This window comes from Pseudomonas fluorescens, assembly GCF_003732425.1.
Taxonomy (GTDB): domain Bacteria; phylum Pseudomonadota; class Gammaproteobacteria; order Pseudomonadales; family Pseudomonadaceae; genus Aquipseudomonas; species Aquipseudomonas fluorescens_BE.
The window spans coordinates 1-12,970 of record NZ_MOBX01000007.1 but is presented as its reverse complement, the minus strand read 5'-3'; the positions used below and the strand labels follow the sequence as shown (position 1 = coordinate 12,970).

12 protein-coding genes are annotated in these 12,970 nt (G+C 57.9%); 9 read left to right on the top strand and 3 right to left on the bottom strand.

All coding sequences use genetic code 11. From position 1 onward, the window contains the following. Nucleotides 1-105: 105 nt before the first annotated feature. Together BK670_RS09955 and BK670_RS09950 are read right to left on the bottom strand one after the other, a co-directional pair. A complete protein-coding gene (locus tag BK670_RS09955; protein WP_007909940.1) occupies nt 106-450 on the bottom strand; it encodes a pentapeptide repeat-containing protein in 345 nt (114 codons plus the stop codon). A gap of 90 nt (nt 451-540) precedes the next feature. Then, entirely contained in the window at nt 541-2,097 is a 1,557-nt protein-coding gene (locus tag BK670_RS09950; RefSeq protein WP_123449627.1) for a bifunctional aminoglycoside phosphotransferase/ATP-binding protein, read from the bottom strand. Nucleotides 2,098-2,215: 118 nt separating this feature from the next. Here BK670_RS09950 and mrcB point away from each other — a divergent pair, with 118 nt between their 5' ends. Genes mrcB through BK670_RS09935 form a run of 3 tightly spaced genes read left to right on the top strand, consistent with a single transcriptional unit; the run spans nt 2,216 to nt 5,641 of the window. After that, the gene (mrcB, locus tag BK670_RS09945) at nt 2,216-4,540 is read left to right on the top strand and encodes a penicillin-binding protein 1B (RefSeq protein ID WP_123449626.1); all 2,325 of its coding nucleotides are present in this window, start codon (nt 2,216-2,218) and stop codon (nt 4,538-4,540) included. Nucleotides 4,541-4,556: 16 nt separating this feature from the next. Continuing rightward, nucleotides 4,557-5,306 (top strand): tetratricopeptide repeat protein, encoded by a 750-nt coding sequence (locus BK670_RS09940; protein ID WP_123449625.1) that lies wholly within the window; start codon nt 4,557-4,559, stop codon nt 5,304-5,306. Then, nucleotides 5,306-5,641: a YqcC family protein gene (locus BK670_RS09935; protein WP_123449624.1), complete on the top strand. Its 336-nt coding sequence runs from the start codon at nt 5,306-5,308 to the stop codon at nt 5,639-5,641. Before BK670_RS09940 ends, BK670_RS09935 begins: the two co-directional genes overlap by 1 nt. Nucleotides 5,642-5,738: 97 nt before the next feature. On the opposite strand, the gene BK670_RS09930 is transcribed toward BK670_RS09935, so the two are convergent. Further along, entirely contained in the window at nt 5,739-6,152 is a 414-nt protein-coding gene (locus tag BK670_RS09930; RefSeq protein WP_123449623.1) for a DUF4124 domain-containing protein, read from the bottom strand. A 400-nt stretch (nt 6,153-6,552) separates the two neighbouring features. Between BK670_RS09930 and BK670_RS09925 the strand changes: the two genes are divergently transcribed. From BK670_RS09925 to msrQ, 6 genes are all read left to right on the top strand, one after another. Continuing rightward, on the top strand, nt 6,553-8,277 hold the full coding sequence (locus tag BK670_RS09925; protein ID WP_123449640.1) for an acetolactate synthase 3 large subunit: 1,725 nt from the start codon (nt 6,553-6,555) through the stop codon (nt 8,275-8,277). A gap of 2 nt (nt 8,278-8,279) precedes the next feature. Next, entirely contained in the window at nt 8,280-8,771 is a 492-nt protein-coding gene (gene ilvN, locus BK670_RS09920) for an acetolactate synthase small subunit (protein WP_003205610.1), read from the top strand. A 48-nt stretch (nt 8,772-8,819) separates the two neighbouring features. After that, nucleotides 8,820-9,836 (top strand): ketol-acid reductoisomerase, encoded by a 1,017-nt coding sequence (gene ilvC / locus BK670_RS09915; RefSeq protein WP_003228216.1) that lies wholly within the window; start codon nt 8,820-8,822, stop codon nt 9,834-9,836. Nucleotides 9,837-9,985: 149 nt separating this feature from the next. Next, on the top strand, nt 9,986-10,843 hold the full coding sequence (gene pssA / locus BK670_RS09910; RefSeq protein ID WP_016983477.1) for a CDP-diacylglycerol--serine O-phosphatidyltransferase: 858 nt from the start codon (nt 9,986-9,988) through the stop codon (nt 10,841-10,843). A 63-nt stretch (nt 10,844-10,906) separates the two neighbouring features. Further along, nucleotides 10,907-11,920 carry a protein-methionine-sulfoxide reductase catalytic subunit MsrP gene (gene msrP / locus BK670_RS09905; protein WP_123449622.1) on the top strand — a complete coding sequence of 338 codons (1,014 nt, stop codon included), beginning with the start codon at nt 10,907-10,909 and terminating at the stop codon, nt 11,918-11,920. Beyond that, complete coding sequence (gene msrQ / locus BK670_RS09900; RefSeq protein WP_123449621.1) at nt 11,920-12,543, top strand: protein-methionine-sulfoxide reductase heme-binding subunit MsrQ; 624 nt, start codon at nt 11,920-11,922, stop codon at nt 12,541-12,543. The genes msrP and msrQ overlap by 1 nt, the downstream gene beginning before the upstream one ends. The last annotated feature ends 427 nt before the right edge of the window (nt 12,544-12,970 follow it).

Sequence of the window (12,970 nt, the reverse complement as noted above, 5' to 3'; positions counted from 1 at the left end):
TCGCGATGACGGACTGACGGGCAACATGCTTGTTGAATGTTGAACCGCTATCGCGAGCAGGCTCACTCCTACAGGGGGGCGTCGTGTCAGCGAGGAATATGCCTGTCAGCGAGTGCGATAACGCAAACGCGTGCCGAAATTCATCGACATCAGAATCTCGTCAGCACTCAGCTCCGGCGGGAAGTACGCCCCGGAAATCTGCGCGTGAGCCAGGCTCGCGCCTTCCAGCGACGCATTACGGAAATCGATGCCACGCAAATCGGCAGAACGGAAGTACGCGTCCCGGAAATCCACGCCATCGGCATTCAGTTCACGCAAGTCGAGACCACGGAAATCGCCGCCAACCATGTCGATCGGGCCATCCTGTGGGCGTTCTTTGTTGAAACCTGTGATGTCGTCTTTGTGCAGCAAGGCATACAGCGGGGTGTCGAGAAGTTTCGGCTGGCTCATGTCATATCACCGTTGGTTTTATGACGCCAGTATAGTGCCACTATTTGGCGGCCGTGAAGCAAGCAGGGGCTTCACGGCCGAAATAGTTTCTTACAGGCCTGGCAGGCGCTGACGGATCTGCGCGACAACAGTGTCCAGCGTCCCGGATTCATTGGTCTGTACGCGTTTGCTGCGCAGGATTTCTTCCGGCGTCAGTGCCTCACGATTGGCCTGCTGCGCTTCGATCACGGCCAGGGTGGCGTCGGACGGATCCTTTCGGTCAGCCTGACGGATCGCCAACCAGCTCTCGATCACCGCTTGCGGCGCGTTGCAGTCGAGGATCAGGAATGGCGTGCCGGTGGCTTCGGCGACGGTCGCCGCGTTGTCGCGCTGTTCGCGTTTGAGGTAAGTCGCGTCGATCACCACCGGGAAACCGGCGTGCAGGATCACTTCAGCGATTTCATGCAAACGCGCGTAGGTCGCGGCGCTGGCGTCGGCACTGTAAATGCCGGCCTGTACGTCGTTGGCGACGGTTTGCTCGCCGAACAGGCGCTTGCGTTCAACGTCCGAGCGCAGGCGAATTGCGCCGAGTGCTTCGACCAGACGCATGGCCACGTGGCTCTTGCCGACAGCCGAAACGCCGTGGGTGATTGCCATGAAGCGCGACGGAATGGTGCTGTAGCTTTCGGCCAGGTTGGCGTAGTTGCGGTACTGGCGCAAGGTAGTGGCGCGCTGCACCGGGGTTGCGTCCGCCGGCATGCTGAACAGGGCAACCTTGGCGCGCACCAGAGCGCGGTAGGCTTTATAGAAGTTGAGCACTTCCAGGCCTTGGTAATCGCCGGTCAGTTCCAGGTACTGGCTGATGAAACGGCGTGCCAGGGATTTCAGGCCACGGTCTTCCAGGTCCATCGCGAGGAAACCGGTGTCGGCCCAGACGTCAGTGAAACGGAACGGTTCGTTGAATTCGATGCAGTCGAAGATCACCACTTTGCCGTCGATGACCGTGGCGTTGCCCAAGTGGATATCGCCGTGGCATTCACGGGTGAAACCTTCGCTCTTGCGCTGGGCGAACAGCGGCTTGAGACGTTCGAAGCTGCTTTCGGCCCAGGCTTTCAGTGCCTCGAGTTGCAGCAGATCGTTTTTGTCGCTGAGGAACGGCAGGATCTGCTCGAAGTTTTGCGACACCGGCGCCATCACGCTTTCCGGGGTGCCGGCGTCGTGTTCGGCCGGGACTTTTGGCGCGGTGAGGTGGAAGCGCGCGATCTGCTCGGCCATCTCGTCGATGTGCTGAGTCGTCAGCTCGCCGTTGGCTTGCAAGGTGCTAAGCAAGCCGCTCTGCGGGAATTGACGCATTTTCAGCACGTATTCGATGGCCGGGCCGTCGCCGCCCAGTTGCGGTGCTTCAACGCTGCCGGTGACGGGCAACACTTCCAGATACAAATCATCGGTCAGGCGCTGGTTCAAACGCAGCTCTTCCGCGCAGAAATGTGCGCGCGACTCAAGGCCGGTGAAGTCGAGGAAGCCGAAATTTACCGGCTTCTTCACTTTATAAGCGAAGGGGCCGGTGAGGATCACCCACGAGATATGGGTTTCGATGACCTGAAACCCTTCGACAGGGTGCGGGTAGAGGGCCGGGTTTTGCAGGGCAGCGATCAGTGACTGGCTCACGGGCGATCCTTCAGAGACTGGGGGAAATTCGAGGTCGCCATTATGGCCGCTCGCCAGCCCGACGCAAACCTCGGAGCGCTCCTGTTGAGGATGAATAAAGTGCGTATAATCCGCCGCCATGACTCGAACTCGATCCCCCCGTACCAAGAAAAAACCACCCTCCAAGGGCCTGAGCCCATGGTTGAGCTGGGCCATTAAACTCAGTCTGGTCGGCCTTGTTGTGCTGGCCGGCTTCGCCGTTTACCTCGATGCCGTGGTGCAGGAGAAGTTCTCCGGCAAGCGCTGGACCATTCCGGCGAAGGTCTACGCCCGCCCGCTCGAGCTGTTCGTCGGACAAAAGCTCAGTAAGGACGATTTCCTTACCGAACTCGATGCCCTCGGCTATCGCCGCGAAGCCGTGAGCAATGGCCCCGGTGCCGCAGCGGTGAACGGCAATACCGTCGATCTGAACACGCGTGGCTTCCAGTTCTACGAAGGTCTGGAAAAACCGCAGCCGGTGCGCGTGCGCTTCTCCGGCGATTATGTGGCTGAGCTGTCGGCGACCAACGGTTCGAAATTGTCCGTGGTGCGCCTCGAACCGCTGATGATCGGCGGCATTTATCCGAAAAATCTCGAAGACCGTATTCTGATCAAACTTGATCAGGTGCCGCCGTATCTGCTCGAAACCCTGGTCGCTGTCGAAGACCGCGATTACTACAGCCACTGGGGTGTGTCGCCGAAGTCGATTGCCCGGGCTATCTGGGTCAACACCTCGGGCGGCAAGATGACCCAGGGGGGCAGTACGCTGACTCAGCAGTTGGTGAAAAATTTCTACCTGACCAACGAACGCAGCCTGACCCGCAAGCTCACCGAAGCAATGATGGCGATGCTGCTGGAACTGCATTACGACAAAAAGGAAATTCTTGAGGCCTACCTCAATGAAGTCTTTGTCGGGCAGGACGGTCAGCGTGCGGTGCACGGTTTCGGTCTGGCCAGTCAGTTCTTCTTCGGCCAGCCATTGTCCGAGCTGAAACTGCATCAGGTGGCGTTGCTGGTCGGTATGGTCAAAGGCCCGTCCTACTACAACCCGCGGCGCAACCCGGAGCGTGCGCTGGAACGCCGTAACCTGGTGCTTGATGTGCTTGAGCAGCAGGGCGTGGCGACGGCCGAACAGGTCGAAGCAGCGAAGAAAATGCCGCTGGGTGTCACCACGCGCGGCAAGCTTGCCGACAGCTCGTTCCCGGGCTTCATCGATCTGGTTAAACGTCAGTTGCGTGAAGACTACCGCGACGAAGACTTGACCGAAGAAGGCCTGCGCATCTTCACCAGTTTTGATCCGATCCTGCAGATGAAGGCTGAAGCGTCGGTCAACGACACCTTTAAACGTCTGGCCGGGCGCAAAGGCTCCGATGACGTGGAAGCGGCAATGGTTGTGACCAATCCGGAAACCGGCGAAGTCCAGGCGATGATCGGGAGCCGTCAGGCCAGTTATGCCGGTTTCAACCGCGCACTGGATGCCGTGCGGCCGATCGGTTCGTTGATCAAACCGGCGGTTTATCTCACCGCGCTGGAAAAACCGAGCCAGTACACACTGACCAGTTGGTTGTCGGACGACCCGTTGTCGGTCAAAGGCGCGAACGGTCAGGTGTGGAAGCCGCAGAACTATGATCGCCGCTCCCACGGCACCGTGTTCCTCTATCAGGGGCTGGCGCACTCCTACAACCTGTCGACTTCGCGTCTGGGTCTGGAAGTCGGTGTGCCGAATGTGCTCAAGACCTTGGGTCGTCTGGGTGTGACGCGCGAATTCCCGGCATTCCCGTCGATGTTGCTCGGCGCGGGCGGCATGACGCCGATTGAAGTGGCGACCATGTACCAGACGCTGGCCAACGGTGGTTTCAATACGCCGATGCGCGGCATTCGCAGCGTGCTGACTGCCGAGGGCGAACCGCTCAAGCGTTATCCGTTCCAGATCGAGCAGCGTTTTGATCCGGCGTCCATTTATCTGATCCAGAACGCCATGCAGCGCGTGATGCGTGAAGGTACCGGCAGCTCGGTTTATAACGTGTTGCCCAAGACTCTGACGCTGGCAGGCAAGACCGGTACCAGTAACGATTCCCGTGACAGCTGGTTCGCCGGCTTCAGTCAGGATCTGCTGGCCGTGGTCTGGCTGGGTCGCGACGACAACGGCAAGACACCGTTCACCGGTGCGACCGGTGCGTTGCAGGTCTGGACCAGTTTCATGCGCAAGGCCGACCCGCTGCCGCTGGACATGCCGCAGCCGGACAATGTCGTACAGGCGTGGGTTGATTCACGTACCGGACAAGGCTCCGATGCCAACTGCCCGGGCGCGGTGCAGATGCCGTATATTCGCGGCAGCGAACCGCCACCCGGCGCCGCGTGTGCGGGCGAGACGCCTGCTTCGCCGGAATCGGTGATGGATTGGGTCAAAGGCTGGATGAATTAAGCAAAGAGGGTTTCAAGTGAACAAGTGGTTGATTCCAGCGGTGACCGCCGTGGCTTTGCTCAGCGGCTGCTCTACCGTACAGCGTGGTTCGATCCCGGTGGTTGACTCCGGTACTGCGGTGTCCAACAGCGAACGTATTTCGGCCAATGGCGGTTTCCGTCAAACGACGGTCAAGCGTCCTGCGCAAGGTCAGACCCAGGCGATTCCGCAAGGTGACACTGGCGTCGTGGTGATGGTGCCGGGTGGTGGCGCGACGACTTCCGCGCCGATCAGCGCATCGCCAATCGTGCCGGGCCCTGCGTCCGGTGGTATCACATCGGGCCCGTACAACCCGTCGCCGGTTGAATCGGCGCCGATCAACTCCGGCAGCTACAGCATGCCGTCGACGCCGAGCGGCATTCCTTCGGCGAGCAGTGGCGGCGGTCTGTCGGCCGACGAGCAACTGGATGGTCCGGTCCTCGCTTTGCTGACCACCGCGCAACAGCAACAGGCCGGCGGCGACCTCAATGGGGCGTCGTCCAGTCTGGAGCGTGCCCAGCGTGTCGCGCCGCGTGAGCCGCAAGTGCTTTATCGTCTGGCGCAGGTGCGCATGGCTCAAGGTGATGCGCCACAAGCCGAGCAGTTCGCCCGTCGTGCGCTGACTATGGCCAACGGTCGTCCTGACTTGCAGGCCAGCCTGTGGGAAATCATTGCCCAGTCCCGTGAGAAACAAGGCGATTCCGCCGGCGCCGCTCAGGCCCGTCAGAAGGCCAAGGTTTCGCTGTGATGGACGCTCGTTTCCCGAAAATCGCCGATCAGCTATTGCTGATCGAGCGTGAACTGCGCACTCAAGGCTGGTGGGACGAAGTGCAGCCGTCGGCGGAAGCGTTGAGCAGTGTCGAGCCGTTTGCGGTCGATACGCTGGACTTCGAGCAGTGGCTGCAATGGATCTTCCTGCCACGCATGAAGATGATCCTCGAACAGGATCTGCCGTTGCCGAATGCTTCGGGCATTCAGGAAATGGCGGAAATGGTCTTCGCCCAGCGCAACCTGGGTGGCAAGGATCGTCAGTTGCAGGTGCTGCTCAAAGAGTTTGACCTGCTGATCACGGCCTCGCGCTAATACCGATTCTGTGTAGGCGCTGCCGAAGGTTGCGATCTTTAAAGTCAAAAGATCGCAGCCTCGTTTCACTCGACAGCTCCTACAGTCCTGCAGATGCCTATTGGCAATTCTCCGCTATCTGTTTCTGAGCCTCGAGAATGCGCTCCTGCCGCTGCGCATCATCCAGCCTTCGCAACTGTCCCTCGACCTCTTCCCTCAACCGCGGATTGTTCTGCAATTGCGCCAGGTTCGTCCGCGCCTGCTCGCAAAACTGTTTGAGCTGTTCCTGTTGGTCGGCCACCTGTTTCTTGACCTTGTCGTCGATAGCCTTCTGGTCACCGAGTACACCGCTGCCCGGCATTGCCGCAGGTTTCGCCGGGGGCGAGGAGGTCTGCATTGTCGTCGATGGCTGACCCTGCGGCGGCTGCGCATCGAAGTGCGTGACACCTTGGGCATCGACCCATTTGTAGATTTGAGCGGCCATGCACCCTGGGCTGAGGCCGATCAGCAGAGTAAGGAGGAGCGTTCGCATGCTGATTCCCTGGCAAAATTGCGCAATTGACACTAACAGAGTAGCGGTTTTCAGGTTTTTTCTTGCGTTCTCATGTGCTTACCCACAATTAACCACATAGACGGCTTGACTTGGAGAGGGCGAAACAGAAGAATCCAAAGTCCGCTGTAGAGGGACTGCCAGAAGCAGACCCACTCGGTAGATCATGAGGCGCACATCCGCGCCGACCTGTTACACCCGCAACGCGTTACCTCGCGCTGGGTGGGAAAGGCCCGCAACACTTGGGACGATCCCAATACTTGCTCAGTCAGTGCTGACGTAGTCGGCGACCACCGTCGCTCATGCTCTGCCGAGAAGTAAACCTATTAAGACCCGTCCCATTTTTCGTGGGCGGTATTCTGGCGTTTTAGAGGTGAACAACGTGGAGCTTTTATCTGGCGGTGAGATGCTCGTCCGCTTTTTGCGTGACGAAGGCGTCAAATATATCTACGGGTACCCGGGTGGTGCTCTCCTGCATGTTTACGATGCCCTGTTCAAAGAACCGGAAGTGACTCACATCCTGGTTCGTCACGAACAAGCGGCTACCCATATGGCTGACGGCTACGCCCGTGCCACCGGTAAAGCCGGCGTGGTATTGGTGACTTCCGGTCCAGGCGCCACAAACGCCATCACCGGTATCGCCACGGCCTATATGGATTCGATTCCAATGGTGATCATTTCCGGTCAGGTGCCAAGCACCATGGTCGGCACCGACGCGTTCCAGGAAACCGACATGATCGGTATCTCCCGGCCGATCGTGAAGCACAGCTTCATGATCAAACACGCCTCGGAAATCCCGGAAGTCATGAAGAAGGCGTTCTACCTGGCGCAATCCGGTCGTCCGGGCCCGGTCGTGGTCGATATCCCGAAAGACATGACCAACCCGGCCGAGAAGTTCGAATACATCTTCCCGAAAAAAGCCAAGCTGCGTTCCTACAGCCCGGCCGTTCGCGGTCACTCCGGGCAAATCCGCAAGGCAGCAGAAATGCTCCTGGCGGCCAAGCGCCCAGTGCTGTACTCCGGCGGCGGCGTCATCCTCGGCAACGGTTCCGCACCGCTGACTGAACTTGCGAAAATGCTCAACCTGCCCGTGACCAACACGCTGATGGGCCTGGGCGGTTTCCCTGGCACTGATCGTCAGTTCATCGGCATGCTCGGCATGCACGGCAGCTACACCGCCAACCTGGCGATGCACCATGCTGATGTGATCCTGGCGGTCGGTGCGCGTTTCGACGATCGCGTGATCAACGGCGCGGCGAAGTTCTGCCCGAATGCCAAGATCATCCACATCGACATCGACCCGGCTTCGATTTCCAAGACCATCAAGGCCGATGTGCCAATCGTGGGTCCGGTCGAGAGCGTCCTGACCGAAATGGTCGCGATCCTCAAGGAAATCGGCGAGACCCCGAACAAGGAGTCCGTGGCCAGTTGGTGGAAGCAAGTTGATGAGTGGCGCGGTGATCGCGGCCTGTTCCCTTATGAAAAGGGCGACGGCAGCATGATCAAACCGCAGACCGTGATCGAAACCCTCTGTGAAGTGACCAAAGGCGACGCCTTCATTACTTCCGACGTGGGCCAGCACCAGATGTTCGCGGCGCAGTACTACACGTTCAACAAGCCGAATCGCTGGATCAACTCCGGTGGTCTGGGCACCATGGGCTTCGGTTTCCCGGCGGCCATGGGCATCAAGTTGAGCTTCCCGGATGACGACGTTGCCTGCGTCACCGGCGAAGGCAGTATCCAGATGAACATCCAGGAACTGTCGACCTGCCTGCAATATGGCCTGCCGGTGAAAATCGTCATCCTGAACAACGGTGTTCTGGGGATGGTTCGCCAGTGGCAGGACATGAGCTACGGCAGCCGTCACTCGCACTCCTACATGGAATCGCTGCCTGACTTCGTCAAATTGGCTGAAGCCTACGGCCACGTTGGCGTACGCATCACTGAATCGAAAGATTTGAAGTCGAAGATGGCAGAAGCGTTCGCCATGAAGGATCGCCTGGTCGTGATCGATATTTCGGTCGACACCAGCGAGCACGTCTATCCGATGCAGATCAAAGACGGCTCGATGCGCGATATGTGGCTGAGCAAGACGGAGCGTACTTAATCATGCGGCACATTATTTCCTTGCTTCTGGAAAACGAACCTGGCGCTTTGTCTCGCGTAGTCGGCCTGTTCTCGCAGCGCAACTACAACATCGAAAGCCTGACTGTGGCGCCGACTGAAGACCCGACTTTGTCGCGTCTGACGCTGACCACCGTTGGCCACGATGAAATCATCGAGCAGATCACCAAAAACCTGAACAAGCTGATCGAAGTGGTCAAGCTGGTGGACCTGTCGGAAAGTGCTCACATCGAGCGCGAACTGATGCTGGTCAAGGTCAAGGCCACTGGCGCCCAGCGCGCCGAGATCAAACGCACCACCGATATTTACCGTGGACAGATCGTCGATGTCAGCGCCAGCGTGTATACCGTTCAATTGACCGGTACCAGCGACAAGCTCGACAGCTTCATTCAGTCCATCGGCACCGCATCGATTCTGGAAACCGTCCGTAGCGGCGTGACCGGCATTGCCCGCGGCGACAAAGTACTCAGCATCTAAACCAAATTAGCGAATGGCCTGAACGGCCTGGATATATAGGGGAAATTCATGAAAGTTTTCTACGATAAAGACTGCGACCTGTCGATCATCCAGGGCAAGAAAGTTGCCATCATCGGTTACGGTTCCCAGGGCCACGCCCAGGCATGCAACCTGAAAGACTCCGGTGTCGACGTTACCGTTGGTCTGCGTAAAGGTTCGGCCACCGTTGCCAAAGCTGAAGCTCACGGCCTGAAAGTGACCGACGTTGCTTCCGCTGTTGCGGCCGCCGACCTGGTCATGATTTTGACCCCGGACGAGTTCCAGTCCTCCCTGTACAAGAACGAAATCGAGCCGAACATCAAGAAAGGCGCCACCCTGGCCTTCTCCCACGGCTTCGCGATCCACTACAACCAGGTTGTTCCGCGTGCCGACCTCGACGTGATCATGATCGCGCCGAAAGCCCCGGGCCACACCGTACGTTCCGAGTTCGTAAAGGGCGGCGGTATCCCTGACCTGATCGCGATCTACCAGGACGCCTCGGGCAACGCCAAAAACGTTGCACTGTCCTACGCGGCAGGTGTGGGTGGCGGTCGTACCGGCATCATCGAAACCACCTTCAAGGACGAGACCGAAACCGACCTGTTCGGCGAACAAGCCGTTCTGTGCGGCGGTACTGTTGAACTGGTTAAAGCCGGTTTCGAAACCCTGGTTGAAGCTGGCTACGCGCCGGAAATGGCCTACTTCGAATGCTTGCACGAACTGAAGCTGATCGTTGACCTCATGTACGAAGGCGGTATCGCCAACATGAACTACTCGATCTCCAACAACGCTGAATACGGCGAGTACGTGACCGGTCCGGAAGTGATCAACGCCGAATCCCGTCAGGCCATGCGCAACGCCCTGAAACGTATTCAGGACGGCGAATACGCCAAAATGTTCATCAGCGAAGGCGCAACCGGCTACCCTTCGATGACCGCCAAGCGTCGTAACAACGCTGCTCACGGTATCGAAATCATCGGCGAGCAACTGCGCTCCATGATGCCGTGGATCGGTGCCAACAAGATCGTCGACAAAGCCAAAAACTAAGTCGTCGTCCCTTGTATGAAAAAACGCGGCCTCGGCCGCGTTTTTTCGTTTGAGGCGGTGGTTCTGGTATAAAGCTGCATCGTTTGTGGCCGAACTGTCGTCCTCAAGCACCTGTCGAATTTTCTCCAAACCGTTGCAAGGTAATGTCCATGAGCGAACGTCCCGAAGAGCCGAACAAGGCTTCTGACGCCGAAAGCCTGCTGCCCATCGATGAGCACATCGAGGAAGGGCACGACGCAGAAGGTCGTAAAGTCCGGCATCGTGGTATCTATCTGCTGCCGAATCTGTTCACCACTGCGAACCTGTTTGCAGGGTTTTACTCCATCATCAACTCGATGAGTGCCCAGGCTGCCCTGAGCGCTGGCGACTCGGCCAATGCGAGCAAGTATTTCGCGTTCGCCGCGATCGCGATTTTCGTCGCCATGGTGCTCGACGGCCTCGACGGTCGTGTCGCGCGCATGACCAATACGCAAAGTGCCTTTGGCGCCGAGTACGACTCGCTGTCGGACATGGTCGCGTTCGGTGTTGCACCAGCGTTGCTGGCATTCGGTTGGGCGTTGGGCGACATGGGCAAGGTCGGCTGGATGGTCGCCTTCATCTATGTAGCGGGCGCGGCGTTGCGTCTGGCGCGTTTCAATACGCAGGTCGGCACGGCTGACAAACGCTATTTCATCGGTCTGGCCAGTCCGGCGGCTGCTGGTGTAGTGGCGGGGATTGTCTGGGCATTCAGCGATTACGGGATTCAGGGTTCGAAGATGTCGTTCCTGGTCGCGTTGATGGTGGCGGCTGCCGGCATGCTGATGGTCAGCAACATCAAGTACAACAGCTTTAAAGAGCTGGATCTGAAAGGGCGCGTACCGTTCGTAGCAATTCTTGCCGTCGTGTTGGTGTTCGCCGTGGTGTTCAGCGATCCACCGCGCATTCTGCTGCTGGTGTTCCTTGCCTACGCAGCTTCCGGCCCGGTTCAGTACCTGTTGCATCTTCGTCGGCACAAAAAAGCCGAGTGATGTAATTTCCCGCATACTCCGCAGTCTATGGGTGCATCTGTCCTCCAAAGCTGCGGAGTTGCCATGTTGATCAAAGTCCCCAAAGCGTCCGACTGCCACGAGTCGGATGTCACGCCTGAAGCCATTTATCTCTCTCGCCGCCAATTGCTGGGGGCCACTGCTGCCGGTATCGCTGTCAGTAGCCTGCCGCGCTGGGCGAATGCCGACGACGCGGTGCGGTATGCCGATGTCGAGCCGGGCAAGGCGCCTGCCTGGTTTGCCGAGAAGTTGCCTTCAACTAAGTGGGGGGCGGTCAACGTCATGGATGAGGCGATCACGCCTTATAAAGACGCCACTCACTACAACAACTTCTATGAGTTTGGTACCGACAAGGGTGATCCGGCGGCGAATGCCGGTTCGCTGAAAACCGAGCCATGGAGCGTAGTGATCGACGGGGAGGTGGGTAAGCCCGGGCGCTATGCGCTGGAAGACTTCATGAAACCGTACCAACTGGAAGAGCGCATCTATCGTTTGCGCTGTGTCGAGGCGTGGTCGATGGTCATTCCGTGGATCGGCTTTCCAATCTCGGCGCTGCTCAAGCAGGTCGAGCCAACGTCCAAAGCCAAATACATCCGTTTTGAAACCTTGCAGGATCCCAAGAGCATGCCTGGCCAGCGTTCCGGGTTTGCCCTGATCGATTGGCCTTATGTAGAAGGCTTGCGACTGGATGAAGCGATGAATCCATTGGCGATTCTGGCGGTGGGCATGTATGGCCGCGAGCTACCGAATCAGAACGGCGCGCCTCTGCGCTTGGTGGTGCCATGGAAGTATGGTTTCAAGAGCGTTAAATCCATCGTGCGTATCAGTCTGGTCAGCGAGCAGCCAAAGACGACCTGGCAAAGTATTGCGGCGGATGAGTACGGCTTCTACGCGAATGTGAACCCGACGGTTGATCACCCTCGCTGGACCCAGGCGCGGGAGCGGCGATTGCCAAACAGTCTGTTCAAGCCAAATGTGCGGGATACGCAGATGTTCAACGGCTACTCGGATGAAGTCGCTTCTTTATATACAGGGCTCGATTTGCGGAAGAACTACTGATGCGATTCCCGTACTGGCGTATAGGCGTTTTCATTGCGGCGGCAGTCTGGCCAATGCTGTGGTTGTACCAGGCGCTCGGGGATTTGCTCGGGCCTGATCCTGGCAAAGTGCTGGTGGACCGGTTGGGCTTGGGGACGTTGGTGTTGTTGTTGATCACCCTGAGCATGACACCGATGCAAAAGTTAACCGGGTGGGCAGGGTGGATTGCTGTTCGCCGGCAGTTGGGGTTGTGGTGTTTTGCCTATGTGGTACTTCACCTGGGCAGTTATATGGCATTTATTCTGGGGTTCGATTGGTCGCAACTGGCGGTCGAGTTGCGCAAGCGGCCTTACATAATAGTGGGGGCATTGGGTTTTCTTGGGCTGTTGGCGTTGGCGGTGACGTCCAATCGCTACAGTCAGCGCCGGTTAGGTGTGCGCTGGAAGAAGCTGCATCGCCTGGTCTACGTGATTTTGGGTCTGGGCTTGCTGCATATGCTGTGGATCGTTCGTGCTGATCTTGAGGAGTGGGCTGTCTATGCCTCTATAGGTGCGGTGCTTCTGGCGCTGCGTATACCTCCGGTAACGCGGCGGATCCCGCGATTGATGGCGAAAAAGCAGGTTTTGCAAGAAAAGCGAAATTAACGGTTGACGGCAGATTTCAGATGTCTATAATTCGCCCCACTTCCGGCGCAGTCGAAACGGAAAACTCCTTGAAATTCAATGAGTTATGTAGGTTTCGGCAGTGGGTTGCTTCAGTTCATCGAAGCCAAAAAGAAGTTGAAAAAGAGGTGTTGACAGCAGCGTGTAACGCTGTAGAATTCGCCTCCCGCTGACGAGAGATCGGAAGCGCAAGTGGTTGAAGTTGTTGAAGAAATCTTCGAAAACTTCTGAAAATAATCACTTGACAGCAAATGAGGCTGCTGTAGAATGCGCGCCTCGGTTGAGACGAAAGATCTTAACCAACCGCTCTTTAACAACTGAATCAAGCAATTCGTGTGGGTGCTTGTGGAGTCAGACTGATAGTCAACAAGATTATCAGCATCACAAGTTACTCCGCGAGAAATCAAAG